At 59.8% G+C, this 25760-nt stretch carries 18 protein-coding genes; 6 read left to right on the top strand and 12 right to left on the bottom strand.

The genetic code is table 11. From position 1 onward, the window contains the following. Positions 1-431: 431 nt before the first annotated feature. Complete coding sequence (gene ppa, locus HMPREF2712_RS03195; RefSeq protein WP_005504328.1) at positions 432-917, bottom strand: inorganic diphosphatase; 486 nt, start codon at positions 915-917, stop codon at positions 432-434. 330 nt (positions 918-1247) lie between these two features. Between ppa and dacB the strand changes: the two genes are divergently transcribed. The 5 genes from dacB to HMPREF2712_RS03170 all read left to right on the top strand — a co-directional run bounded on the left by dacB (position 1248) and on the right by HMPREF2712_RS03170 (position 9735). Continuing rightward, positions 1248-2864: a D-alanyl-D-alanine carboxypeptidase/D-alanyl-D-alanine endopeptidase gene (gene dacB / locus HMPREF2712_RS03190; protein ID WP_005507636.1), complete on the top strand. Its 1617-nt coding sequence runs from the start codon at positions 1248-1250 to the stop codon at positions 2862-2864. Between the two features lie 208 nt (positions 2865-3072). Next, the gene (locus HMPREF2712_RS03185) at positions 3073-6186 is read left to right on the top strand and encodes a DEAD/DEAH box helicase (protein ID WP_070630065.1); all 3114 of its coding nucleotides are present in this window, start codon (positions 3073-3075) and stop codon (positions 6184-6186) included. 486 nt (positions 6187-6672) lie between these two features. Further along, on the top strand, positions 6673-7914 hold the full coding sequence (locus tag HMPREF2712_RS03180; protein WP_070630066.1) for an MFS transporter: 1242 nt from the start codon (positions 6673-6675) through the stop codon (positions 7912-7914). A gap of 241 nt (positions 7915-8155) precedes the next feature. Beyond that, positions 8156-8776 (top strand): hypothetical protein, encoded by a 621-nt coding sequence (locus tag HMPREF2712_RS03175; RefSeq protein ID WP_005507641.1) that lies wholly within the window; start codon positions 8156-8158, stop codon positions 8774-8776. Positions 8777-9003: 227 nt separating this feature from the next. Further along, positions 9004-9735, top strand: coding sequence for a metal-dependent transcriptional regulator (locus tag HMPREF2712_RS03170; RefSeq protein ID WP_070630067.1), 732 nt, complete (start codon positions 9004-9006; stop codon positions 9733-9735). A gap of 94 nt (positions 9736-9829) precedes the next feature. Here the strand turns inward: HMPREF2712_RS03170 and HMPREF2712_RS03165 are convergent, their stop codons facing one another. The 7 genes from HMPREF2712_RS03165 to HMPREF2712_RS08915 form a co-directional block, all read right to left on the bottom strand. Beyond that, entirely contained in the window at positions 9830-10714 is an 885-nt protein-coding gene (locus tag HMPREF2712_RS03165) for a metal ABC transporter permease (protein ID WP_070819244.1), read from the bottom strand. Then, the gene (locus HMPREF2712_RS03160; RefSeq protein ID WP_070819243.1) at positions 10715-11542 is read right to left on the bottom strand and encodes a metal ABC transporter ATP-binding protein; all 828 of its coding nucleotides are present in this window, start codon (positions 11540-11542) and stop codon (positions 10715-10717) included. 238 nt (positions 11543-11780) lie between these two features. Next, on the bottom strand, positions 11781-12743 hold the full coding sequence (locus HMPREF2712_RS03155; RefSeq protein WP_070819242.1) for a metal ABC transporter substrate-binding protein: 963 nt from the start codon (positions 12741-12743) through the stop codon (positions 11781-11783). Between the two features lie 336 nt (positions 12744-13079). After that, positions 13080-13880, bottom strand: a complete 801-nt coding sequence (locus tag HMPREF2712_RS03150; protein WP_049337791.1) for an exodeoxyribonuclease III — start codon at positions 13878-13880, stop codon at positions 13080-13082. A gap of 242 nt (positions 13881-14122) precedes the next feature. Then, the gene (locus tag HMPREF2712_RS03145; RefSeq protein ID WP_070630069.1) at positions 14123-14935 is read right to left on the bottom strand and encodes an S-layer homology domain-containing protein; all 813 of its coding nucleotides are present in this window, start codon (positions 14933-14935) and stop codon (positions 14123-14125) included. Between the two features lie 490 nt (positions 14936-15425). Then, on the bottom strand, positions 15426-16754 hold the full coding sequence (locus HMPREF2712_RS03140) for a glycosyl hydrolase family 28-related protein (protein ID WP_070616279.1): 1329 nt from the start codon (positions 16752-16754) through the stop codon (positions 15426-15428). Between the two features lie 374 nt (positions 16755-17128). After that, positions 17129-17872 carry an S-layer homology domain-containing protein gene (locus HMPREF2712_RS08915; RefSeq protein WP_246828665.1) on the bottom strand — a complete coding sequence of 248 codons (744 nt, stop codon included), beginning with the start codon at positions 17870-17872 and terminating at the stop codon, positions 17129-17131. 317 nt (positions 17873-18189) lie between these two features. Between HMPREF2712_RS08915 and HMPREF2712_RS03135 the strand changes: the two genes are divergently transcribed. Beyond that, complete coding sequence (locus HMPREF2712_RS03135; RefSeq protein ID WP_070630070.1) at positions 18190-19530, top strand: glycosyl hydrolase family 28-related protein; 1341 nt, start codon at positions 18190-18192, stop codon at positions 19528-19530. A gap of 114 nt (positions 19531-19644) precedes the next feature. Here the strand turns inward: HMPREF2712_RS03135 and HMPREF2712_RS03130 are convergent, their stop codons facing one another. The 4 genes from HMPREF2712_RS03130 to HMPREF2712_RS03115 all read right to left on the bottom strand — a co-directional run bounded on the left by HMPREF2712_RS03130 (position 19645) and on the right by HMPREF2712_RS03115 (position 25759). Further along, positions 19645-20991 carry a glycosyl hydrolase family 28-related protein gene (locus HMPREF2712_RS03130; protein ID WP_070819241.1) on the bottom strand — a complete coding sequence of 449 codons (1347 nt, stop codon included), beginning with the start codon at positions 20989-20991 and terminating at the stop codon, positions 19645-19647. Between the two features lie 588 nt (positions 20992-21579). Further along, a complete protein-coding gene (locus tag HMPREF2712_RS03125; RefSeq protein WP_371326247.1) occupies positions 21580-22578 on the bottom strand; it encodes a bile acid:sodium symporter family protein in 999 nt (332 codons plus the stop codon). Between the two features lie 200 nt (positions 22579-22778). Beyond that, positions 22779-24425, bottom strand: coding sequence for a M48 family metallopeptidase (locus HMPREF2712_RS03120; protein WP_070630071.1), 1647 nt, complete (start codon positions 24423-24425; stop codon positions 22779-22781). 380 nt (positions 24426-24805) lie between these two features. Then, the gene (locus HMPREF2712_RS03115) at positions 24806-25759 is read right to left on the bottom strand and encodes a hypothetical protein (protein ID WP_141762567.1); all 954 of its coding nucleotides are present in this window, start codon (positions 25757-25759) and stop codon (positions 24806-24808) included. Between the last annotated feature and the right edge of the window lies 1 nt (position 25760).

The raw sequence follows: 25760 nt of genomic DNA, 5'->3' as shown, positions 1-25760 counted from the left end.
GTCCTTAAATTAAGTTGAGTGATGACAATAGTGTGTGGCGTTTACGCTTCGTCGACGCTCTATACACCACACTCCTTCAACCCTACTCTGAAAATTCACCGTTTCGAGTATTCACAAGCAAATATTTCATTCTCGTGAAAAAATATATATCAATATAAACTTGAAGTTTATTAAAATCTCACTTTAAACTTGAATATTTATGTAACTAGAACTTTAGAAATATCTTTAAAAATCTGAACTTTCAGAAATATTACAAGCCCCACCGCGCAAAGTACTTGCTGAAATCCCCCTCAACAAAGCCCTGGGCAACAACTCCGAGCACAACAAAAGGGGGCGTGCCCACCGCCTCCAGCACGCACGAAAACTCGCACGAACCAGACACGGGGAACACGCCCCCTACAAAAACCGGGTGCACCTAACGGTGCGGCAGCTTAGTGACCCTCAGCTGCGAAACGGTCGATAGCCTCCTGGACCATCTTCTCAGCAGCAGCCAGGTCTTCCCAGCCCTCGCCCTTAACCCACTTGCCGGGCTCCAGGTCCTTGTAACGCTCGAAGAAGTGCTGAATCTCAGCCTTCAGCTGCTCGGGAACATCAGCCAGGGACTTGATGTGGTCGTAACGCTTGTCGGTGGGGACGCACAGAACCTTAGCGTCGCCGCCAGCCTCATCGGTCATGTTGAACACTGCGACCGGGCGGGATTCAACCAGCACGCCGGGAACAACGTCAACGTCCAGGATCAGCATTGCGTCCAGCGGGTCGCCGTCCTCACCGAGGGTGTTCTCGAAGTAGCCGTAAGCGGTGGGGTACTGCATGGAGGTGAACAGCACACGGTCCAGGCGCAGGCGGCCGGTCTCGTGGTCCACTTCGTACTTCACGCGGGAGCCGCGGGGAATTTCAATAGTGACGTCGAGTTCCATCGGAACCTTCTTTCTCGTGAGTTAGAGTCACTTTCGCGGCGACTTCGGCGCGCAAGGTGCGAAAGTTAGGTGTTGAACTCACCCATTGTAACCCGTTCACGCACACCGAAACCGCGTATTCGGCGCCAAAACCAGCGTAATTTACCACGCTCACACCACAGTTAACGTTCCGCCTAGTCCCGCGCCCGCCAGCACGCGCGCCAGCACACCCCGCCGCCATGCCGGGCAGCCCAGATAGGGTTCGTGAGGGGCAGCAGGAACACGGCATGAGCATCAGGGCACCGGCGCGTAAATTCGATAGGCACCCCATCCGCCCGCTATGCTCAAAAGATGCCTTCCAACAAGCACAACACCCAGACCACCACCCTCACCCGCCGCGCCGCCCTCACCCTCGGCGGCATGTTCCTCCTCACCGCCTGCGGACCCGCCGCAACCGAACAGAAACGCCCCGAAGGTTCCGCAAGCCCCATCGGCAGCGCAACCGGCAGCCCCACCGGCACCGCCGAGGCGACCGCCTCCGCAACCCCGAGCGCCACCCCGACCCTCGCCCCCGCACTGCCCGAAGCGGAGCAGGAACAGCTACGTGCCGCTCTTACCGCGCTCTTCGCTGACGACACCTACCCGCAGTACAGCCTGCTCGTCACCGGCATGGACGGGAACCTGCCCAGCATCAAGGCGGCCACCGCACCCGCCGACCTCTACGCCGCCAACGCCGACACCGCACGCGTACCCGCCTCCACTTTTAAGGTGCTGACCCTGTTCGCACTCAACCACTACGCGAACCTGCAGGCGCGCCTGCGCACACGCGTCACCCGCGACTCCGCCGGACTGTACCTCATGGCAGGCGGCGACACCCTGCTCGGCGCGGGCGCCTCTGACCCGAAGCAGATTGTCGGACGCGCAGGCCTAACCACCCTCGCCGAGCTGACCGTGAAGGCGCTGAACGAGGGCGAGAAGCCGACCGCGGCGCTACCCGTCTACCTTGACGGCACCTTCTTCACCGGCCCCGGCGTGAACCCCGGCTGGGATGCCGCCGACGTGGCGTCCGGCCAGATCACGCCCATTCACCCGATTGCGCTCGAATCGCACACGGTGCCGGGCAAGTCCACCGCAAGCAACCCGGTACGCCCGGACGATGCGGCGGTTGCCGCCCAGAAGGCGTTCGTGGATGCACTCAACACCGCCGGCAAGGAGTCCGGCATGAGCTTCACCCTCGCGGAGCGCCGCACCGCCCCCGCGGAAGCGGTTGAAATCGCCGCGGTCGAGTCTGCAACCCTGCTGGAGCAGGCACAACACATGATGCTCGAATCCGACAACGCCCTCGCTGAGGTGCTTGGCCGTTGCGCCGCCATCGCCGCAGGTAAGGAAGGCAGCGGCGAAGCGGCACAGCAGACCGTGCGCCAGGCACTCGTGGATGCCGGCGTGAACATTGAAAACCTGGCGCAGGCAGACGTGTGCGGCATGTCGCTGACGGACCGCGTGACCGCCCGAACCCTCGTGCAGGTTGTGGCTCTGCTGAATGCTGATGAGCATGCGGAGCAGCTGATGAGCACGTTCCCGGTCGCGGGCGTGAGCGGCACCCTGTCTGATCGTTTTGGTGCGGCGAATGCCGTGCACGCGCGCACTTTTGTGCAGGCGAAGACCGGCACCCTGTACACGGTGTCTTCGCTGTGCGGTGTGGCGATCCGACCCGACGGCACCCGCCTGATTTTCGCGATTATTCTGAACGATCTGGGCGGCTCGGATGCGCTGCCCGCCGCGAAGGAACGCGTGGACGCTGCCGCGGCGGCGATTGCGAACCGTTCGACCGCGCCGAGTGCTTCTGTTGCTCCCTCTGCGGTAGCAGCGAGTGCTTCGGCACCCGCTTCGGACGGGGCAAGCGCCCCGGCTTCTGCGGCTGCTTCGGCGGCAGTTTCTACCGCGGCTGCGGCGGGTGCAGCCTCCTAGCGTGTATGCCCGGATAGCCCCGAAAGCCCCCTGAATCACCCCGTGCAGGTTGATTTTCTGTAGTGTTTCACGTGAAACCTGAAAATCAACCTCTCGGGGCGAGGGGGCACGGGGTGCCGATAGACTCCTCAACCGGGACTCGCGCCCGCTCCCTACGGCGGGGTTTCACTCCCGCCCTATTTCTCTCTCCTCCAGCAGAAAAGTCACCATGGACCTTACCTTCACCCTCGCTGATCTGACCGCCACCTCCACCTGCGAGTTGCGGCTCTACACCGAGCTTCGGGAGCGTGCGCAGAAGCAGTCTGCCCACCCGACCCCCGAGAAGTCCGAGCGCGCCCACGAAGCGTACCGCGAGTGCCTGCAAGTACTAACCGAAGGTGGCATGGTCGGCAGTGGAGTAGTCAGCGGTGAAGTAGTCGGCGGTGAGCACTCGGGCGGCACACCGCGCCCGGTGCCCCTGGTGGCGACCTCCGCGGCGGGACTGACCTACACGGTGGAGCTCGACCGTCTGGAGTACTCGCCTGAGAACAGCACCGCCGAGAGCAATACCGCCCGAATCGTCTGCACCCCGCATCTGAGTGAGGCGGCGCATCGGGCGCTATTGCGCGGTGCCCTGGCGGCTCACCTGCTGACCGCTAGTGCAACCGCGAGCACCGAGAATGCCGAGAATGTGAGGCGCCTCGACCTTCATCTGGAGCACGGCGCAAATGAGTACTGCGCGGGGTCCGAATCGGAACCCTCTGAGCACCACTCCCCCGTTCCTCAACCTCACCGAGTTGATTCGGCGCGTATTCTGCCGCTGGTTCGCCTGCAGGAGCAGCGCCTCCTGCTGCTCACCGAGGCGCTGAACGAGGGTGTAGAACCGGCGGAACTTGCCGAGCGCATCCCCTATTTTCTGACCTGCGACGAGTGCCCGGCGTGCCTGAACGCGGCGGCATCTCTTGCCCTCGCGACCGAAGCCCCGGAACTCGTCACCGAAGACGCCGTTGAAGACACTGCCGAAGACCCCGCAACTGAGGAGCACCCGGTCATGTACCGGGTGCCCGCCGCGGTCGAGAACGACAGCGAACAGTACCGCCTGCAGTGCCTGCTAGATGCCCAGCTCGCATCCCTGGAGGAGCACGCGGCGGAGCACGGCTGGGGTGCCGGCGAGCTTGAGGCGGCGATGCTGCTGTCCATGACGAACTACTACCGCCGTGAGCGCGCCCCGTTCTGGCGGGAGCACATTCGCCGCCTGGAGGACGGCCCGACGGCGTGGGTGGCGAGCCGCGATTACGCGTACCTTGACCGGGTGCAGGTGCTTTCGGTGGAGCATGCGCATGCTCTTCTGAACACCTCCGCAGACCTGGAGGCGCTTGCCGCCGCCATGAAGGAGCCCACCGAGGTTGAAGACACCCCCGGCTGGTATCGTGTGCGCGGCGCGCAGGTGCGCCTGTTGCGTGCGCGACTTGAGGCTGACCCGAGCCTGGTGATTGCGCCCTCTGACCGTGCGGTTTTTTGTGCGTATGAGACGGGGGTGAGCCCGCAGATTGCGCTGGACCGTATGGAGTCGCAGGTGAATTATTTCCGTGCGTCGAATCCGGGTGAGCGTGTGCCCGCCGAGTTGGCGGCGACGGGTTTCTTTGGCTTGCGTGTGCTGGCGGTGGCGCAGGGCGGTTTCGGTGCCGGTTCCGAGGATTCTGCGGACCCCGAAGAGACTGTTGCAGAGGCTGGCGCAGAGTCGACCGGCGAGTTCTTGGAGGTGCTTCTGCAGGAGCGCATCCGCGTGAAGGATGAGCCGCACCGTGCCCTGCCTTCGGGTATTGGTCCTGGCGATCCGGTGTCTACGGCGACGATTGAGGCGGCTCTGCAGGCCGATGTGCACGGGCTACTTTTCGATGGCGCCCTCATGCCGAGCGACCCCGTGCTTAATGGCCCCGTGCCCGGCGAGGATTCCAAGCCCTCCAATACCCCCTCCTCCCCCAGCACCCTGCCGAGCGTGCTCGATGCGGCGGCTTCGTTGACGGGGGTGGAGAGCGCCTCCGCGGATTTGCTGTTCCGCCGCGCACCGCGCCTGAAGAGGAGCACCTCGAACGCCAAAAATGCAGAAAATCTACCTCGTGAGGTTGATTTTTCTGCCTCTGACCTGCCCACGGTGGATGCCGTGCACGCGGCGGTTCGCGCTCTCGACCATTCCTATGTGGCGGTTCAGGGCCCTCCGGGTGCGGGTAAGACCTTCCTCGCCTCGCACGTGATTGCGCGTCTGGTGGCTGAGGGCGCGAAGGTGGGCGTTGTGGCTCAGTCGCATGCGGTGATTGAGAATCTCATGTTGGCGTGCTGTGCCCGTGATGGTTTTGATGTTTCGCGTGCGGTGCGTCTGCGCGGTAAGTCGGTGACTCCGGACGCCCCGTGGTCTGAGGTGTCTGATTCGGAGCTGGTGGAGCTGATTTCTGGTGCGGGCGGCCTGCTGTTTGGCGGTACGGTGTGGGATTACGTGAGTGAGCGTCGTGTGCCTGCCGGGTCGCTGGATGTTCTGGTGGTTGATGAGGCGGGCCAGTTCTCTCTGACGAATACGGTGGCGGCGGCTCGTGCGGCGCGTTCGGTGCTGCTGTTGGGTGATCCGCAGCAGTTGCCGCAGGTGTCGACGGGTGTGCACCCGTACCCGGTGGATGTTTCGGCACTGGGCTGGTTGTCTGATGGGGCGGCGGCGCTGGATCCTCGTTTTGGCTATTTCTTGGGTGAGTCGTGGCGTATGGATTCGGCGTTGTGCGAGCGGGTTTCGTGGCTGTCGTATGATGGCGCATTGGCGAGCGCGGCGGCGACGGCTGGTCGCGCCCTGCGGGGTGTTGCGCCGGGTGTGGTGTCGTATCCGGTGGAGCATGCGGGTTGTTCGGTGCGTTCTGTGCAGGAGGCGCAGGCGGTGGTGGATTGCGTGCGCGAGTTGTTGGGTCGTGAGTGGGTTCCGGCGGCTGGTGCTGAGCCGCGCCCTCTGGCGGCGGAGGATTGCATTGTGGTGGCGGCGTATAACGCGCAGGTTGATTGTGTGCGTGAGGCGCTGATTGCTACTGGTTTGGCGGATTCTTCGGGTGCTGGTGTGCGTGTGGGCACGGTGGATAAGTTCCAGGGTCAGGAGGCTGCGGTGGTGTTGGTGTCGTTGGCGTCGTCGCGGGTTGATTCTGGGCGCGGTGCCGGGTTTGTGCTGTCGCCGAATCGTTTGAATGTGGCGGTGTCGCGCGGTCAGTGGCAGGCGGTGTTGGTGCATTCGCCATGGGTGGCGCGTTCGGTGCCGCAGGATGTTGAGGAGGTGCTGGCTCTGTCGGGCTTCGCGGGCCTGGTGGAGTAGCACCCCTAGTGCAGCCCTTATTCTGCGCTCTTCTACACTCCCCCGCCCGCTGCGTTGCGGGGAGGGGGCGTCTTTGGTGCGCCCGCAATCGGGTTCAATCGGGTTATTTCAGGGTTCGGTTGGGCGGAAGCACCAAGACTGAATTGTAGTCACCCTAACCCTAATGTCAATACTCAAAATGAGGAAAGTTTTTCAACTAGCGTTCATGTATATGATTCACATCTCTTATAGAATCTAAAGTATCGCGCGACACACTTCTTGTGCGGGGGTTCCCGATGAGCCGCCCCGTGCATCCTCAACCACCCCGTGATGATCGGCGGGCCCGTCATGATCGGCGAGCACAGGCGAAAACAGACGAATACAGGCAGGCACAGCCGACTGTCGGGATATTCACTCATACGATTGCGCGCTACGAATTGCGCACAATGAACTACGCACGACGGACTGCACGCCGCGCGACACCCAACCCCATCGTGGAGGTCCCCCATGAGTGTCAACACCGAGCTACTCAAGAATAGAGATTTTCGAAATACTCTCTTCGCCATTGGAGCCAACCAGCTCTCAGACTCGATGAGTTATATCACCACGCCCATCATTATTTTGGCGCTGACCGGCTCCCCCGAGGCCGCGAGTATCACCCTCTTCGTCGCGGGTGTTCTCGCCACCTGCGCCGGAGCAGTATCTGGAACATGGGTCGACAGAATCGGCCCCTCAAAGTGCCTGGCACTGTCCTGTATCGGCCAGTCACTGTCCTGGATAGCGATTCTTCTCTACCTCGTTTTCAATGTCACCAACATTTACGTTTTGGTGATCACGATTTCTCTCGCCGCTATCATTTCCACCTTTGACTACCCGAGTGAACAGTCCATCATCACCCGTGTAGTCCCCAAGGAACACCTGGGGTACGCCTCCGGTATGGGTGAGACGCGCGAGTCCACCGCTAACCTGCTGGGCGGCCCGGTCGCCGGCATCATTATCGGCTTCTCGACCGTGCTCATGACCGCAGTTCACGCGGTCGTCAACCTGCTGGCATTCATCGTCGCACCTAAGACCTACGGCGCTAGTCGGCAGCCCGCGGAAGAGGAGGAAGGCGAGAAAACCAGCTTCTGGCAGGATTCAAAAGCCGGTTTCGAGTACATCCTGAAAAACAAGGTGCTGGTGTCCATTGCGTTCGTTTCAACACTTGCTAACTTTGGAACGGTCGGCATTCCGCTCACCTTCATCTACTACTACACTCTGGAGGGCGCACACCCGCTCTTCATCGGCATCTTCGCGAGCGCCTTCGGCGTGGGCGTGCTGCTCGGTTCGTTCCTGGTCGGCCCGCTGACCGAGAAGTTTGCGCTCGGCCCGCTCGGTATCACCTCCCTGGCCATCATGTCGGCCTGCTACCTGTTGTTGCCGGTGGTTCATTCGATGCTGTGGGCGGTGTGCCTGCTGATTGTGCTGGCGGGTATTGTGCTCCCCTCCTTCAATTCGAGCATCATTGCGTACATTAACGCGTCCACCCCGGAGCATATGATCGGTCGCGTGCACTCGGTGCAGGGCATCCCGAATATGGCGCTGACCCCACTGGCTGTTCTGCTGGCAGGCTTCCTCATTGTTGATTGGGGTATTACGTACACGGCGCTGTTCTACGCGGTGTTCATTTTCCTGTCGCTGGTGGTGATGGTATTCCAGAAGCCGCTGCGTCAGCTACCGCATATCTCGCAGGTAACGAACGCACAGTAGTTCCGCGGTAGCCCCGTCTATCAACTCCACTCAACGCCCCCGAAAGCGAATAATTCAACGTGCACTTGCATGAAAATTATTTTCCTTTCGGGGGTGTTCTACGTCCTTTCGAGGATTTCTGCACACAGTGCATGCTCACGATAATTCCCCTTATCAATGCGCATTTTTAGGGGTTTAAATGTTGCCGGTATTACGGCGAACCTTACGCCGCTTGTTGAAGGTTTTACGGCATAATAGGAAGGTGTTCGTTCTAACCTTTATTCAACGTTCCGCACAGCACTCACTCACTGCACTGTCGGACGAACTCGCAAAGCTCAACCCGCGTGTTGCCTTCGCCCAGACATACCCTGATGAAATTCAGGGCGCCTTCGACCGCGCCAGCGACGCACTCCACGCGGCGCTCATTGCCGCGCGCGATAACGGCTTCTGGGTCGGCATCGGAATCGGCGAGCTCAACATCCCCCGATTCGCAGGCGCACTCGGCGCCGTCAGCACCACCGACTGCACCGGCGACGCCCTCGAATTCTCACGCCTCGCCGTCGAAGAAGCACAAGGAGGCGCACCCGTACGCTGCATCAGCGTCAGCGCCGACAACCGCCACCTCGCCGACCTCGCCGCAGGCTCCGCACGCCTGCTCTACCGCGTATGCGCCGACCGCACCGACGCCGAATGGCGCGTAGTAAACCTGCTCGTACCCGGCGTACGCGGCCAGCAGAAGGCCGCCGCAACCGCACTCGGCATCACCACCCAGGCGGTCAGCCGCACCCTCGTCCGCTCCCTCTGGCATGAGGAGCAGGCGGCACGCGGTGCGCTCATCGAGCTGCTGACCCGTATTGACCGTTCGCGCCGCCGCGCCACCTAACCGCCGCCGCGCATCCCTCATTCTTTCGCGCCTGCCAGCCTTTTCGTACCTGGTACCTGGTACCTGCCAGCCTTTCGTAGCTGCCAGCGCGGAACCGAACACCTGATCCCGCCCGTGATAGTCACCCCCTGCCAGGGGTGAACCGTCCGGGCGGGACGCTTTTTAAGCCCGCGCTGAATACCCTGTAGCTCGACGGGCAAAACCAGAGAAAAGGTAGACTTATCTTTATGCCTCTTTCAGAACTTTCCGTCAGCACCCAGAACTACCTCAAGGAAATCTGGAGCCTCGAAGAATGGACCAAAACCCCTGCCACCGCATCCGCCCTGGCAGAACGCATGGGCCTGCGCATTTCTTCGGTATCTGACGGCCTCAAGCGCCTCGCCGCCGCCGACCTGATCGAGCATCAGCCCTACGGCGCTATTGGGCTCACTGAAACCGGCCGCTCCTACGCGCTGGCGATGATTCGCCGCCACCGCCTCATTGAGACGTTCCTCGTGGAGACGCTCGGCTACACCTGGGACCGTGTGCACGACGAGGCGGAGGTTCTGGAGCACGCGGTATCCGACTTCATGGTGGACCGCATCGACACCCTGCTGGGGCACCCGACCCGCGACCCGCACGGCGACCCGATCCCGGACTCTTCGGGGCATATTAGTTTTCCGCAGACCGTGCCGCTGAGCCAGTGCGAACCCGGCGAAACAGTCGTGCTCGAACGCATTAACGATGATGACCCGCGCCTGCTGCGTTACCTGCAGGGCCACGGTTTTGTGCCCGGCGTGCGCCTACACATTGAGGAGGGTGCGCCCTTCTCGGAGGCGGTGAACGTGAGCGTGGTCGGTGCCGGTTCCGGCAACCTGCACGAGACGGACGCGGCTGGCGCGGTGAAGCCCGGCGGCACCATTATTCCGTTGGGTGCGGAGGCGACCGCCTCCCTGTTCGTGTCCCGCACGGTGCGCTAGGCGCAGGGCGGTAGAGGCACCCTAGAATTTCAGAAAATAGCGCTAGGCGGAGGTCCCGTAAAGGGCCTCCGCCTAGCGCTGTATTGAGTTAGTTTTAGGAAGCTGAGGGCTCAGTTTTCGTTGCAGCAGTGCTGAGTCGGCGGGCACGCATCCTGCCCAGCAGACCGTAGCGCGGAGCGAACACGTACGCCAGGGCGAACAGTATGCCCTGCGTGACGACCACGGCACCACCGGGGGATACGTCCGCGTAGTAGCTGGCGTACAGGCCGGTCAGCGTGCCCACCAGGGACACACCCACGCTCACCGCGAGCATCGGCACGAACCGGTCGGTAATGAGGCGCGCCGTGGAGCCGGGGATGACGAGCATCGCCACGACCAGCACCACACCCACAATCTGCAGCGCCACCACGGAAGTCAGCGCCAGCATAATGAGTAGCAGCGCACCGAGCAGACGCGGACGCAACCCCACCGCCTGCGCAAAGCCCGGGTCGAAGGCGTACAGCACAAAGTCGCGGCGCTTGACCAGCAGCACGGCGGCAACCACCACCGCGAGGATAGCGACCTGCCAGACGTCCGACCAGGACACACCCAGCACGTTACCGAAGAGAATATGGTTCAGGTCGGTATTCGACGGCGTAACCGAAATCAGCACCAGACCGAACGCGAACAAGGTCGTAAACACGATGCCGATCGCGGCATCCTCGCGCACGCGTCCGCTACGCCGCACCCCGCCGATGAGCGCCACCGCCACGAGCGCGGCAATGACCGCACCCACCGCGAAGGGCGCACCAAAAATGTAGGCGAGCACCACGCCGGGCAGCACCGCGTGCGAGATCGCATCGCCCATGAGCGACCAGCCGAGCAGCACGAGCCAGCAAGAGAGCAGGGCGCAGACGGCGGCGGCGATGACGGTGACCACGAATGCGCGGAGCATGAAGGGCAGGGTCAGCGGCTCCACCAGAAAGTTGAGGATGTCCATTTAGTTCTTCCCTTCCGCAGAGCTGATCGTAGTAGTGCCAGAGGTAGTAGCGCTGGAGGCGGCAGTCGGCGCGCCGGCGTCCACTTCCATGCCGAAGGCACGCACCAGGTTCTCGGGGGCGAGCACCTTCTCGGGGGTGTCGTGCATCAGAATATCGCCGCGTAGCAGTAGTGCCTCGTCGGCGAACTGGCGCAGGCTCGCCAAGTCGTGCGTGGAAACCAGCACGGTCGCGCCCTCGTCACGCAGCTGTTCGATGACCTGAATGAGCATCGCCTCGCTGCGCTTGTCCACGCCGGCGAAAGGCTCATCCAGCAACAGCAGCTGGGCGCCCTGAGCGATAGCGCGTGCCACGAAGGCGCGCTTACGCTGACCGCCCGAGAGCGCCCCAATCTGACGGTCGGCAAGGTCGGTCAGTTCCACGCGGGCGAGCGCCTCATCCACGGCGGCACGGTCTGCAGCACGCAGGCGGCGGGTGATGCCGAGGTTGCGGTAGCGTCCCATGCTGACGACCTCGCGCACGGAGATGGGGAAGGTCCAGTCGATTTCTTCGCTCTGCGGCACGTAGCTGACGAGCCCGGCGCGGTGGTGGTGCGCGTTCTTGCCGCGGCTGCCATGGTTACCGCCGACGGGCTGCCCGTCGAGAGTGATGCTACCGGCATGCATGGGCACGACCCCCATAATGGCTTTGAAGAGGGTTGATTTGCCGGAGCCGTTCATGCCGATCAGGCCGCAGATACGCCCGGTGTCCAGGGTGAAGGATGCGCCGGTGAGGGCGCGGACTGGCCCGTAGTTCACGTGCACATTTTCGCAGCTGAGAAGAGTGCTCATTCCTTGTGTTCTTTCTGGTGGTCACCGTATGCGTGGGGCGGGTGTACTTGCTTGCGTGTTGCTGAGTGGGTGCCGTGTGGGCGGGTGCTGTGTGAGCGAGTGTTAACGGCGTGGGAGGAGCGGAGCCATGAAGGCGACCGCCCCTCCTATCCTATCGGAGGTTTGGGGTTTACCCGGGGTTTTCGATGCCGGGGTTGGCCCGGGTTTATACCGGGTTTATTCGGGCTTTATGCCGAGTTTAGGAGTTGCCCTTGAGGCCCGCAACGATGGTGCGTGCGTCGTAGCGAATCATGTCCAGGTAGGTGGGCACGGGGCCGTTCGCCTCGGAGAGCGAGTCTACGTAGAGCACGCCGCCGAATCGTGCGCCGGTGGCGTCTGCGACCTGGCGCATCGGGTTGTCAGAGACGGTGGATTCGCAGAACACAGCGGGCACCTGGTTCTCGCGCACGTAATCGATCGCGGAGGAAATCTGCGAGGGGGTCGCCTGCTGTTCGGAGTTGACCGCCCAAATGTACTTTTCCTTCAGGCCCGCGTCTGCCGCCAGGTAGGAGAAGGCGCCTTCGCAGGTGACGAGTGCGCGCTGGTTTTCGGGCAGGGTGGAGATTTCCTTGACGAGCTCGTCACGCACGCCCTGCAGCTGCTTCTTGTAGGCTTCGCCGCGGTTTTTGTAGTCGGCGGCGTGGGTGGGGTCGAGGGTGCTAAATTCGCGAATCATCACGTCCACGTACTTTTGCACGTTGCTGGGGCTCATCCAGGCGTGGGGGTTGGGCTTGCCCGCGTAGGCGTCCTCGGTAATGGAGATGGGCGTGACCCCCTCGGAGACGGTCACATGCTTAGCGTTGGAGTCCTTGACGAACTTGGTGAACCAGGATTCGAGGTTGAGGCCGTTGTCGAGTACCAGGTCTGCGGCGTGCGCTTTCTTCAGGTCGGAGGGGGTGGGCTCGTACTCGTGAATCTCTGCGCCGGGTTTGGTGAGGGATTCAACGTTCAGGTCGTCACCGGCGACGTTGCGGGCGATGTCGGCGAGCACGGTGAAGGTGGTGAGCACGGTCTTCTTGCCGTTGCTGCTCTTAGCGCCGTCGGCGGTGCTGGCGGTGCTACCGCAACCGGTGAGTACGAGTAGCAGGGTGAGTGCGAGGGCGGCGCAGAGCGCCTGGACGAGGCGGCGTGCGTTGCTGCCTGCGGGGGTGAAAGCGTTCATGAGGCATCCTTCATTCGAAGTCACGGGTTTGAGTATGTGGTTGATGTGTGGAATTTGCCGCGCCGGGACGCTAGGGACACGGTTGTGTCTGCGCAGGCATCATAATGCGCTTTTGCCTGTCGTCCCGGGCGGAATTTAACAATAGTTCGGCTAGCCGAACTTTTCAACTAAGCCACACAGAAAACCCCGAAATATTGGCAGAAGCCCAGGGGCAGGCATAGGAACAGCCGCCCAGAGACAGGCACACAGAAGCACCAGCAGATACAGCAAGGAGGCGAGGGACCCCTCCCCCGCCTCCTTACTACACGCGGTTCTACGGCAAGCTATACGCTCGGATTAGTCGGCAATCTCAACCACGACCGGCGTGTGGTCGCTTGCGCCTTCACCGGCGCGTTCCACCTTATCGATCCAGGCACGTTCCACGCGTGCGGCGAGCGCGGGCGAGAACAGCTGAAAGTCAATGCGCATGCCCTCATCCTTGGTGAAGCGGCCCGCCTGGTAGTCCCAGTAGGTGTACTCGCCCGGAGTGTGCGGGCGTACTACGTCCACCATGCCCTCTTCGAGTAGGGCGGCGAAAGCGCGGCGTTCGGGTTCGGAAACGTGGGTCATTTCGTTGCGCAGGAAGTAGTCTATATCCCACACGTCGGCATCCTCGGGGGCGACGTTCCAGTCACCGACCAGGGCAAGCTGCGACTGCGGGTTAGCAGCCAGTTCGTTGTGCACGTTCTGGCACAGCGCCTCCATCCAGTGGAGCTTATAGTCCATATGCGGGTCGGTCAGGCCGCGGCCGTTGGGCACGTAGAGGCTCCAGACGCGCACGCCGCCGCAGGTCGCACCGATCGCGCGCGCCTCCAGCACCTCGGGCTCGCCGGTCTTACCGAAGTGCGGCTGATTATCGAAGCCGCGCTGCACGTCTTCGAGGCCAACTCGGGAGGCGATTGCCACGCCATTCCACTGATTCAGGCCGAAGTGCGCAACCTCGTAGCCCATGAATTCGAAGAGGTCGAAGGGGAAGGTTTCGTCCTTGGTTTTGGTTTCTTGCAGGGCGAGCACGTCAACGTCGTGTTCGTCGAGCCAGTCTTCGACGCGGTTCTCACGGGCGCGGATTGAGTTGATGTTCCAGGTGGCAATCTTCATGCCTTCTAGCTTAGCGGGTGCAGAGCATGCACCTTTCATTGCACGGAAGCGATTGCGCGGCGGCACGGGCGCTCGCAACCTGCCAGAACAGCACAGCACCCGGAACAGAGCACCGCCCGCCTGCGCAACCTTCGGGTCGCACCGGCGGGCGGTGAATATATGCGCTAGTCAGCACTGCATCTAGTCAGCACTGCATCTAGTCGGTATTACCCCTAGTCAACGGCTTCCTAGTCAACGGCTTCCTAGTCAACGGCGGGAGTGCCCACAACCTTCAGGCCCTTATCACCGTACGCCTTGAGCATGTACAGGGCATCGGAGAAGTACAGGGGGCTGGCAGGGTTCACCACGTCTGCCACGCCGTCACTGTCGCGGTCCACTTCGGGGTAGGCGCCGAGCGTGCGGGCTGCCCAGCGGTTTTCAGCCTTGAACTGCTCAGTCTTCTTGACTTCGGCACGTAGCGGACGGCGAATCTGGCGCAGGCGTGCGGCACCATCGGGGCTACCTGCGGCACGATACAGGAACGCGGCGAGGGTGTGGCGGGTGGCGTAATCGTCCGGGTGGAAGAGCCCGTCATCCCAGCCGGAGGTGATGCCCGCATCCGCTGCCCAAATGTACGCAGCATAGTTGGGGTCGGTGGTGGGCACGTCCTTGTAGGGCGAGGTTTTCGGGAGGTCCTTGACGGTCGGCAATCCCGCCATGCGGTAGAGCATGCGTACGAGCTGGCCGCGGGTGACGGTTGCGCTGCTGTGGCGGCGGGTGACGGTGTATTCTTCGCTGTCGAGGTAGCCGTGGCAGACCGCCCACACGCCGGGGGTGGCGCTCATGGTGCCAAGGAAGTTGGCGACGCATTCGACGTAGCTGGGGTCGTCCTTGGGCTGGTGAAGTTTGATGAGGCCGTTGGCTGCGGCAGGTTCGGCGGCGTGAGCTACAGCCTGGTGGGAGGCGATGGCGGAGGTGCCTACGGGCAGGGCACCGAGGGCGAGCGCGAGAGTGAGTGCAAAGATGCGGCGTGCGCGAGTGGTGGGTGTGAGGACTCGGGAGATAACCGGAAGCATGGGCTGTCCTTATGTAATTGTGGTTGGGAACCGGCCGGAAGGAACCGATTTTTGGGTCGACCGCGGGGTCGCCAATGGAGCGAATAAGAAAAGGGGAAGGGTAGTGGTCGTTGAGGAATAGTGAGAAGCGGCAATGAATAGGAGCTGACGTGCGGCGATACGCGGTTTTGATGTGTACCAATGATGTGCGTGTTGCGCATGCTGTCGCACGGCTATGGTGGTGCACAGTGAATGGACTGTTTTACACCGCCATAGAAAGTTTAAAGTACATATTAATATTTTATTCAATATTTAATTGAGACTTTTATCAACTAAAAATTAAACATTGTTCTAAACGACAAAGCAGCTGCGAATGGTATGTATTCCATTCGCAGCTGCCCTGATTCTTAGCCGACATGTGGCGGTATAACGCGCCCACTAGGGCACACGCGCCTCCCTCACGATTCACAGGAAAGTCCTGGACCGGTTCGGGCGTGTCTACTAGCCTCTACTAGCCGCGCATCACGTTATAAGCTTCCTTGGTGAGCTGACCGGCGGGCGAGGTGGAGTGGCGCAGTTCCTCAACCTCAATGACCACGTTTGCGCCAATTGCGCCAGTAATGTACACGCGGCGGCCGAGCATATTACCCTCACCGATGCGGTCGTCCTTGGCGGTGCCTTCGGTGATGCGCAGGTCGTAAATCTTGTTTTCAATGTAGAAGCCGTACAGGGAGGCGGGCTTCTCCGGGGGGTTGTAGGAGACAGGCGCGACCATGCGGGTACCGCGCGCGTTACGGCTGATGTACCAGTTGGCGGCCTCGTCGGCGCGGGCGGCGCCGCTGACGGTGCCAGCCCAGCTGGAGCCTTCCGCTTCGCATCCGATGAAGATGTTGTGCGCCCACTCAACGAGCCAGCCGTGGCCCGCGTTGGAGCGTGCGGTGCAGCCGATGAACATGTTGCGTTCACCCTGCACGATCCAGCCTGCGCCAGCGTGGCGGGTGGCGGGCTCGTAGAGGGCGTTCTTGTTGCTGGTGCGGTGGTTGCTGTTGCTGGAGCAGTTCTCGAACTTAGCCTGCGCCGCGTACACCTCAATACCGGCGTAGGAGCCGCCGCTGAGATTCGCCTCGGCAACGTCGATACCGCGCAGCTTGTTGTCTGCCGCGCCGGAGTTCTGGCCTTCGTTGGGGCGGCGGGGGTGGCCGGCGGGTTTGCCGAGCAGCAGGCCCTGGTTGAGGGTGCGGCGGATGGTCACGTCGTCAATTTTCATGCCCTGGTCATCCAGGCCGAGCACGGCAACGCCGATGGCGGTGTCCCAGACTTCCACGCCGGCGATAACGGGCACGATGTCCGGTTCGTTGAGCATGTCGCCGGTCAGGTGGGTGTGGAAGATGACGCCGGCGACGTTATTCAGCGGGGTGGTGTGCGCATCGAGCGGGTAGCTGCTGATGGGGGTGTTGGCGGCGTTAGTGCGGATGTGCAGGTTGCGTACGCCCATACGCATGGGCTTGTTGGCGTTGTAGTTGCCGTAGACGGGGGTGGTGTAGCTGCCGACGTGGAACACGCCGGTGTATTCGGTGTGGCCGTTGGCGGTGGTGGGGATGGCGCGGTCGGAGTGCGCGATGACGACGGTTGAGGAGCCGTAGCCGAAGATTTCGACACGGTGCTTGATGTCGATGAAGGGGTAGGAGACGCGGTAGATGCCGCGGGGGAGTTCTACGGATCCGCCGCCGCGTGCGGCGACAGCGTCGACGGCTCGCTGGATGGCTGCGGTGGAGTCTTTGGCACCGGTGGGGTCTGCGCCGTAGTTGATGGCGTTGATGCTCATGGGCGTATCGGGCATGAGGGGCTCAATTCTTTCGATGGGTACCGCGTTCGGTGCTGAAGGCGGCGCGGGTGAGTGAATTGAGTGAATACGGCTGTATGCGGTGAATACGGTGTTGAGTGAGTACGGCGCTGCGTGGGTGCAGTGTTGAGTTTGTGTGGTGCGGTGTGTTGGGCGCATTTCTGCGGGTGTTTTGACGTGTGCGGGTCTGTGCACCGGCAGACCTGCCTCCTGCTCAAGGGTACCGCATTGGGCGTGTGGAGGCGATGACCGGGCGCTGTGATGCCTGCTCCCCTACCCTGTTTTTCTACGGTTTTTCGGCTGTTTTGGGTGCGGGTTAAACGCCGAGGGGCGGGGATTACTCCCCGCCCCTCAGGCGTATGCATCATATTTTATTTGTGGGTTCCGACAACCTGGTACCCGGAAGTATGAAAATCTCGAATCATTGAATATACCGTCCTCCTGTCAAGGATGGTGGTGGGTTTAGCGGTCTTGAGATTATTCGGTTCGTTTTCGTTAACGGGTACCTTGGGGTACGGAGCGATAGCTACGGTGTACCAGGAAGTTTCTTTCCAGAAAGGTTTTCCGATGGGGGTAATATCTTTAGCTGCGTAGTTGTAATGTTCCCATGTGCGGTACCACAGCTTTTGTGGGCTACCGGCAGCACGGTAGAGGAAAGCGATGACGGTGCTGGTAGTTGCATAATCATTGGGATGGAACTTGCCATCAGACCAGCCACTTGTAATTCCCTCACGTGATGCCCAAATAGCAAGAGGGTAGGTTGGGTCATAGGTCTCCACGTCTGCGTATGGGGATACTTCAGGTAGGTTTTTGACTTCAGGGTATCCTGCTAGACGGTATAAAGCAGCGATAACGTCCATTCTGCTGGCAGAACTATTGGGAATTTCGTAAACGCCTGTAGAAATCAAGCCATTACAATATGCCCAGATATCTGCTATCTGGCCGCGTCCGTATTGCTTATCCAGGAGACAGTCACTAACTGCGCCAGTATAAAATTTACTGGGGTTGCGGTAGAGGTTGTTCCCTTCCGCATGTGCGGGGAGGGGTGCCAGCATCAAGGATGCGGCAATGCCTGCTACCCCCAATGCTTTGAGGGGGCGAGGGAGGGGGGTCATGTTACTCTCCAGAAATCGGTGATGTGAGAACGACATGTTGAGTGAATCAGCTAAATACTAGCACCACATTAAGGAATCTGAACCCCGTTGTATGTAGGCAATGTGTCACTTGCATCTTTGCCTGTCAGAGATTAAAAGGTGAAAGTATAATCCTCACCTTTAGGATTTATAAAAAATAACCCTCATGTAGAGGATGACATGAATTTATATCTAAGTGCATAAATACTCCATTGATTTCTCGGATATTGCAGTAAACTACCCATATAAGCTGCTGACTAGCAGATATATTCACTCACTACTTCTTGAATTGAGGATTCATGGCCTCTGAGAAAACAAGCCCTATGGCGGTCAATGTTCTTAACTATGACGCTGACCCTACGGGGGCTAAAGATTCCACCGCCGCTATTCAAAAAGCTATTAATGATGTAGCGGCACGAGGCGGTGGCTCAGTGGAGATTCCTGGTGGTATTTATCGTGTCACCTACCCCTTCATTGAGTTGAAGCATCGTGTAGAGGTGTTTGGGCACGGTCAGGCAACCCGCATTATTGCCACGGGTGAGAAAACCGTTGAATTTACAACTGGGGTTTTCCACACGGGAACATATAGCGTACCTATGACAAACCCAAATAAGGGTGAAAACAAACCTATGCGTATGGGCGTTCGAGACTTATTTATCCGTACAAACCCGTCTAATCTGTCTCTCTCAGACCCTAATGGATCATTTTGGAAGGAGCTTCATACGACTCCTCTTATGCCCAAGGTCGTAGGAGTCCTGTTTCATACTGAGATGCCAGATAAATCCTCAAATGAACCTGATGCTGTTCCTTTACTTTCTAACGTTGAAATCTGGGGTACTGATATTGGAGTAGCTATTCTCGGAAAAGACGACCAAGGTATGAAGGTGCACGATCTCCGTATCCGAAAGGCTCTCCGTCAAGGTTTACTAGTCGGCAAGCCTGTTGGTCATCCGTTGCGAAAGTCTAAAGACCAGAACGCTGATGGTGCGGACAATAAGTTCTCCATGATTGACGTCTCTGGGACAAATCAGTCCGGTGGTGTATACGCTGGCATTGAGGTGTACGCTTCCCAAACGAAATTTGAACTCTCCAGCAGCTGGTATAACCACCGCACCCTCCCTAAAAGCACTATCTACTCTCCTGAGAATGCTCATGCTGGTGCTGGGTGGCTCAACCGTGGTGAACGAAACATGTACATTGGTTGCACCGCCCAGGAAAATGGGGGCCACGGCTGGGTTCTGCGTCTCGGTAAAAGCCAGTTCATCGGCTGTCTAGGTGAGTCCTCCAGCTTTCAGGGAGCTTCGGTAGGAGGTCAAGCACAACCGATGGAGGCCGCGAATTGGTACATTATGAACGGAGCAACGGGTTTACGGCTTGTGGCTCCACGCTCACATAACCCTAAAGACGATCGCAATGCTTCACTGTATGGGTTTTATATTGAGGGTGGAACGAACGACCTGCAAATTATTGGTGGCTCAGTCATTGACGAGCGAATGAGCGAGAGCAACCTGAAGAATCGTAGGGTCTGTGTGACTGGGCGCCCTGGCAGCCAAGTCATCTTGCAGATTGATAAGCTACGATACCAAAAATTTACTCCTGACAGCCTTACAGAACTCCCTGGTGGTACCTGGGTCTACTAATTTACAAAATATTTAAACGCTTGAGGGGCGGGGATTACTCCCCGCCCCTCAGGCGTATGCGTTTTAAGATTTTGTGGTCACGAGCCTCAGCTCGTAGAGCCTAACCCGCGAGGGTTAGCCCATGAACACGCCGTTGCCGCGCTTCTCCAGCTGCTTCGGCGCGAAAGTCGCGTGGCGGATGTGGTCCACCTCGATGAGCACGTTATCGCCCATAGCACCGGTCACGTGAACACGGCGGCCAATCATGTTGTTCTCACCAATACGGTCATCCTTCGCGGACGCAGTCGTAATGTGCATATCGCGAATGTTGTTCTCAATGTAGAAACCGTACAGGGAAGCCTTCGCCCAGCTGTAAGGGTTGTGCGAACGAGGAGCCACAAAACGGCTACCGCGTGCGTTACGGCCAATGTACCAGTTCGCCGCCTCGTCACCTCGAGCAGCGCCGGTAACAGCGTCCTGGAAGCTCGAAGACTCACCCAGGCAACCAATGAACTGGTTGTTACCCCCCTCCACGAGCCAGCCGTGACCGGCGTTCTCCTGGGCGGTGCAGCCAATGAACATGTTACGGGTGCCCTGAATGAACCAGCCTGCACCCACGTGGCGGGTCTTCACCTCGTACAGGGCGTTCTTACCCTGGTTGCGCTTGTTGAACCAGCTGGTGGACGCCTCGAACTTGGACTGAGAAGTGTAAATCTCGATACCCGCGTAGGTGCCGAAGCTCATGTTTGCATCAGAGACGTCAATCATGGAGAACTTGTTATCTGCCGCGCCGGGGGTGTCACCCTCACGGCGGCGCAGCGGGTGGCCGACAGGCTTGCCGACCAGCAGGCCCTGGCGCAGGGTCTGGCGGATGCGGATCTTGTCAATCTTCATGCCCTGGTCGTCCAGGCCCAGGATTGCAACGCCGATAGCGGTGTCCCAGATTTCGATGTTGGACAGGGTGGGCACTGCGTCCGGCTCGCCGGGGTTAGCGTCCGCAATGCGGGTGTGGAAGATGACGCCTGCAACGTTGTCGACGGGCTGGGTGTGCTTCTCCAGGAAAATCTGGTTGCTCTTAGAATCCAGCGGCAGGTTGTACTTGTTGGTGCGGATGAACAGGTCACGCACGCCCATACGCATGGGCTTGTTCTGGTTGGTGCCACCGCTCATGGGGGTGGTGTAGCTACCGGTGTGGAAAACGCCGGTGCATTCGTAGCTACCGTTCTTAGACGACGGGATGCTCTTGTCGGTGAAAGCGACGATTCGGGTTGCCTGACCGTGGCCGAAGATCTCGACGCGGTGCTTCATTTCGATGAAGGGGTAGGAGACGCGGTACATGCCGCCGGGAATCTCCACAGAGCCGCCGCCCTGCGCAGCAACATCATCGATAGCCTTCTGGATAGCACTAGTGGAATCTCGTACGCCGGTGGGGTCAGCGTTGTACTTGGAATCGCATACGTTCACGCTCATGATGGTAGCCATGGAGTGTCCTCTTTCTTGGCGGATACAAACAGCGATTAGCGCATAGATAGAATCTAAGCGCGTCATTAAGCTGAGTGTATCCAGTTGTGTTTGAGTGAATAAATGGTTTTGAGCTTCCTTCCGGTTGAGTGAGTGAGTCTCTTCCGGTGTGGGATGCGGGCGGGGAGTGAATCCGCTGCATCAACGCTCGTGGGCGGTGTGAGGGAGTGAATCTCAACCGTTCCCATGTGAGTCATAAATTCTTGCATACAGGATGCGAATCTGTCTAACCCACGACAAAACATTCTAGGGCAAATTTGGGGCTTTTTCGCCGCTCAACGCCCGATAGTGTTGATTGTCTCCTCGGTCACTTTTATGCAATAGAGTGCACATACCCCACAAAAACCCAACTGACCAGTACAAATACCACATTTTGCACATAAATGCACTAGTCAGGGAATTTTTGGCAGTGCGCGCCATATCACTTCATAAACCGATTGATACGGCCCAAAGTCCCCCATTAAAACCCCTCATCAGAGGCTTATCTCACAGGTTCAGAGGACCCCAATAGCACCCGGCAAGCAACCCCAGCAGACAGGGTTCAAGCCCCTACTGAACTTCCTTCGCGGAGGCTGCACCCACCACATCCAGGCGCGCATAGCGGCCCGCAAGCCAGGTACAAATCATCAACTGAACCTGATGGAAAATCATGATCGGCAGCATCATCAGGCCCAGCGAGCCCGCACCAAAAATAATGATCGCCATCGGCAGGCCAGCCGCCAGCGACTTCTTCGAACCGCAGAACTGAATCGTAATACGGTCAGCACGGTTGAAGCCCAGGCGCTTAGCCAGCTGGTCGGTCAGCCACAGCATGAACACCACAATAATCGCCATGAGCACAACCAGCAGCACAATCTGCCACCACGCCACGCGCGTCCACACGCCCTGCACCACCGAGGCGGAGAACGCCGAATACACAATCATCATGACCGAGAACTTATCCAGCCACTTAGTCGTCGGCTTCTTAGCAAACTCCCCCACCCAGCGGCGCGTCAGCTGACCGAGCACGAACGGCAGAAACAGCTGAATGGCGATGTCCAGGAAGACCGTTCCGGAGAACTCAATATGCCCCGTGTTCATCAGCAACATGGCGAGCAGCGGGGTCGCCACCACACCCACAATCGAAGAGAGCGAAGCGCTCACAATCGCCGCCGCCACGTTACCGCCCGCAATCGAGGTGAACGCAATCGACGCCTGCACGGTCGAGGGCACAAAGGTCAAGAACAGGATGCCCATGTACAGCCCATCACCGAGCACAAAACGCAGTGGTGAAAGCGCCAAACCGACCAGCGGGAACAGCACGAACGTGCAGCTGAGAATCATCAGGTGCAGACGCCAGTGGGTCAGGCCGCGAATAGCCTCTGTGGTGGAGAGGCGAGCGCCGTACAGGTAGAACAGCAGGGCGACCGCGAACTTCGTTCCGGTGCTGAACCATTCGGCGAAGTCGCCGCGCGCCGGCACAATAATTGCGAGGATAACCGCGCTAATGAGCATGGTCAGCAGCGGGTCGAGCTTGATAGAGCGAAGTGATGAAAGCATGCTGTCCATTCTATGCCTGCGGCATGCGGCGGATGCAGTGGCGGGCGCCCCTTCTCACCTGGGGGTCACGCAGGGAGAGCTTAGGAGTGTGCAGGAGGCGGTTAACAACCGAACCCGCCGGAGCGCCTAGGCACCCCGACGGGTTCGTGAAGGTTATTGAGCTGTGCGGCTCAGATGAGGCGTTCAGAGCGCACCCGGGTGGCTACTGGCTACTTCTTATCGCCGTCGAAGCCGTAACCGTACGAGCCACCCTCAGAGGAGCCGCTACCGTACTGGCCGTAACCGTACTGCTCGGGAGCAGACTGACCATTAGAAGACTGACCGCTGGAAGGCTGGCCATTAGAGGGCTGCTCAGGTGCGGGCTGGCCTGCACCGTTCTGGGTTGCACTGTTCTGGCCTGCGGGAGGCTGACCGAAGCCGGGCTGCTGACCGTAGGCAGGCTGATTGGTTGCAGGCTGACCCGGTGCGGGCATCTGCGGACCACCGGGAGCACCCGGCGCCGGCACGCCACCGGCGGCAGCGTACGCATCCCAACGCTGGCCGTGGAAGGCACGAGCCTGCTCGGTGAGCCAGCCAGCGAACAGCGTAGAGTTCGCATCGAACGCGGGGGCGTTCTCGGGCTTGGAGTACACGTCCACGGTTTCCAGGGTGTGGTCTGCCCAGGTGTCCTGGTGTTCACGCATGAACTCGGTGGACTGAATCGGGTCAGGCCACATGTGCACCGGCTCAGACGCCGGAATCAGGACAGGAACGCGCGGTGCGGCGTCCTTGACCGGGTTCTCCGTCGGGCGCCAGAACAGGCGGCCCGGCTGGGTGCGGTCACGCAGCGCGTGCGCACGCCAGGTGAGAATCGGGTGGCTTGCCAGCAGATTCACGTACCAGACGGCAAGACCGCGGTCGGTGACGGCACGGTCGGCAAGCTCATCGAAGTTAACCTGCTTGTTCAGGTACTTACCTGCCGCAAGCACCTTGACAGCACCCTCAGCACCCTCGGGGCAGAAGCGGTAGCCGAAGTTGTCGGCGGTGTACTCCTGCGAGCGGGACAGCGCACTCGACAGCACCGGAATCTGGTTGAACAGCGTAGTGAAAATCAGACGGAAATAACCGACGTGACCTGCGGCGATGTGGCCCACCTCGTGGCCAATGATGAAGCGCAGCGCCTGCGGATCACGAGACTTACCGCCGATCTCGAACAGGTCAGAGTACAGGCAGATGTAGCGGCGGAAGCCGTGACCTGCCGCGAAAGCGTTCATGGTGCCGTTACCGAGAACAACGTAGGCATCCGGCACGCGGCGCAGGCCTGCCGCCTCAGCTGCTTCGGCGAGCATCTGGTACGCCTCGGGGAACTGGGTCGGGGTGATGCGCACACCGCGAACACGCTGCTGTGCGTAGTAGATTGCACGAACAATGAAGATGGCAATCGGGCCCAGGATGAGCAGACCAACCGTCTGGAAAATCAGGTCTTCCAGGCTTGCGGAGGTGCTGCCGGAAGGTACTCGAACCGAGCCTTCACCGGTTGAGCTGAAGACGTAACGCATCATCGAGCTGAACAGGTCAGCCAGCGCCATGAACAGCACAATGTAGCCGACCGCGGTAACGGCGTAGGCGGCGACCAGCCACGGAATTTCGGAGGGGTGACGCAGCGCGTGCAGCACCTTCGGCGGCAGCATCGACTGGTAGGCGAAGAGCTTCGGCTGAGGCAGGGGGCTGACCGGCTTCTGGCGCTCGTCTTCGGGGAGCCAGCCGGCGGAGAGGTCCTGCGGGAGGGGCTCACCGGGGGCACGGAATGCCTGCTGGCCGGGTTGGGCGTTGAACTGTCCGCCGGGCTGCTGGTGGTTTTCAGGGGGTTGAGTCATGTCTCGTCCGCTTCGTATCGAGTGTTATCTGATTCCACTCTATCGTTTTTGGGCACTTACTAGTGAATGTGAATGCGCTTTTTCTCACGGAACGCTCACCACTTCTCATCTTCCCTGCAATAGCCCGCCAAGAGATACAATGCTTAGCTTTTCTCCCTATTGATGCATGCAGAGGGGCCGGTTCCGCACACGTGGTGCGGCCCGGCCCCTCCAAAAGTTGACAGAAGAATAGCGTCTACTTATTAGGGACACCACTCCCTAATACACTAAAAATCCATCAACTTTATACTCAAATAAACATCACAATATATAAATCTCAATCCAAGATTGAAGTAGGTCGAATGGGTCACTACTCCATTCAGACCTAATGGAAGCTGATATTAAACAGCTGCCGAAAGATAAGTGACAGTACCCCAGGGGGAAGTCACAATAACGCGGTACTGCACCGGAATGACCTTTGCCGACTGATGCGCGGGGTCACCGTAGGTGTGCTTACGCAGGTAGGTCATGTACGACACAACGTCTTGACCAGCATTGGGGTGGGTAATGTTAGCCATCACCTGAATGTCCCAGGACCAGCCGTCGCGGCCTTCAGCAGTCGTGTAGTGCTTACCGTATGCGTAAGTCCACAGGGGGCTGTTTTCCTTGGGAGGACGGGGACCATCCGGGAAGTGCAGGTAGTTGTACTTACCGTGAGCGATGTAGGTAGAGCGGCTGCCCTTGTAGTTGTCGTTGAGGCGAACAACCGGGGGGTTTGCGCCCTTGCCCTTGTAGCCTTCGGCGTAGTACATGTTGTTCTTGCGGTTTGCGTCAGACTCACCGAATGCGAAACGGTCCGCACCGGTGGGGGTCGGTGCATAGGAAACGTCACCTGCAACGTTCTCAACACGAACGTTGATGATAACGCCGCCACCAACGCCACCAACGCCGTCCTTGGAGGTGTAGTCAGGGGTGTCCTTGCCGTTCGGGGGGTAAATCGGCGGGAAGTCGCTCACACCCTCGTAACGACCCCAGGGGTAAGCAAGCTTACGTTCGGGGGTGGTGTTGTCGATGAAGTAGGTCTGCGGCTGGGGGCTGCAGTTGGAGGTGGGCATTACTGCCCATTCGTATTCTTCATTCACGGTACCCTTGTAGCGGCGACGGTTGGCACGTTCACCCCAGGGCACGGATACGATGGTGCCGTATTCGCAAGGGTTCTTGGATGCGGCGTAGGCGGGCACTACGGCGGTTGCTGCCACAACGGGCGTTGCCCATGCTGCACCCTTGACCAGGGCGCGACGGCCCATCAGCTTTCCACTTTGTTCGGAGTGGCTCTTAGTCGAGTGAATATCCATT

Origin of the sequence: Rothia sp. HMSC064F07, from assembly GCF_001837265.1 — a bacterium.
Classification (GTDB): domain Bacteria; phylum Actinomycetota; class Actinomycetes; order Actinomycetales; family Micrococcaceae; genus Rothia; species Rothia mucilaginosa.
The sequence above is the reverse complement of the archived record's forward strand: the minus strand, read 5'-3'. Positions and strand labels throughout refer to the sequence as shown.

Coding starts and splice junctions, on each gene's coding strand:
- ppa (WP_005504328.1), bottom strand. CDS start 917: ATGGAACTCGACGTCACTATTGAAATTCCCCGCGGCTCCCGCGTGAAG.
- dacB (WP_005507636.1), top strand. CDS start 1,248: ATGCCTTCCAACAAGCACAACACCCAGACCACCACCCTCACCCGCCGC.
- HMPREF2712_RS03185 (WP_070630065.1), top strand. CDS start 3,073: ATGGACCTTACCTTCACCCTCGCTGATCTGACCGCCACCTCCACCTGC.
- HMPREF2712_RS03180 (WP_070630066.1), top strand. CDS start 6,673: ATGAGTGTCAACACCGAGCTACTCAAGAATAGAGATTTTCGAAATACT.
- HMPREF2712_RS03170 (WP_070630067.1), top strand. CDS start 9,004: ATGCCTCTTTCAGAACTTTCCGTCAGCACCCAGAACTACCTCAAGGAA.
- HMPREF2712_RS03165 (WP_070819244.1), bottom strand. CDS start 10,714: ATGGACATCCTCAACTTTCTGGTGGAGCCGCTGACCCTGCCCTTCATG.
- HMPREF2712_RS03160 (WP_070819243.1), bottom strand. CDS start 11,542: ATGAGCACTCTTCTCAGCTGCGAAAATGTGCACGTGAACTACGGGCCA.
- HMPREF2712_RS03155 (WP_070819242.1), bottom strand. CDS start 12,743: ATGAACGCTTTCACCCCCGCAGGCAGCAACGCACGCCGCCTCGTCCAG.
- HMPREF2712_RS03150 (WP_049337791.1), bottom strand. CDS start 13,880: ATGAAGATTGCCACCTGGAACATCAACTCAATCCGCGCCCGTGAGAAC.
- HMPREF2712_RS03145 (WP_070630069.1), bottom strand. CDS start 14,935: ATGCTTCCGGTTATCTCCCGAGTCCTCACACCCACCACTCGCGCACGC.
- HMPREF2712_RS03140 (WP_070616279.1), bottom strand. CDS start 16,754: ATGCCCGATACGCCCATGAGCATCAACGCCATCAACTACGGCGCAGAC.
- HMPREF2712_RS08915 (WP_246828665.1), bottom strand. CDS start 17,872: ATGACCCCCCTCCCTCGCCCCCTCAAAGCATTGGGGGTAGCAGGCATT.
- HMPREF2712_RS03135 (WP_070630070.1), top strand. CDS start 18,190: ATGGCCTCTGAGAAAACAAGCCCTATGGCGGTCAATGTTCTTAACTAT.
- HMPREF2712_RS03130 (WP_070819241.1), bottom strand. CDS start 20,991: ATGGCTACCATCATGAGCGTGAACGTATGCGATTCCAAGTACAACGCT.
- HMPREF2712_RS03125 (WP_371326247.1), bottom strand. CDS start 22,578: ATGGACAGCATGCTTTCATCACTTCGCTCTATCAAGCTCGACCCGCTG.
- HMPREF2712_RS03120 (WP_070630071.1), bottom strand. CDS start 24,425: ATGACTCAACCCCCTGAAAACCACCAGCAGCCCGGCGGACAGTTCAAC.
- HMPREF2712_RS03115 (WP_141762567.1), bottom strand. CDS start 25,759: ATGGATATTCACTCGACTAAGAGCCACTCCGAACAAAGTGGAAAGCTG.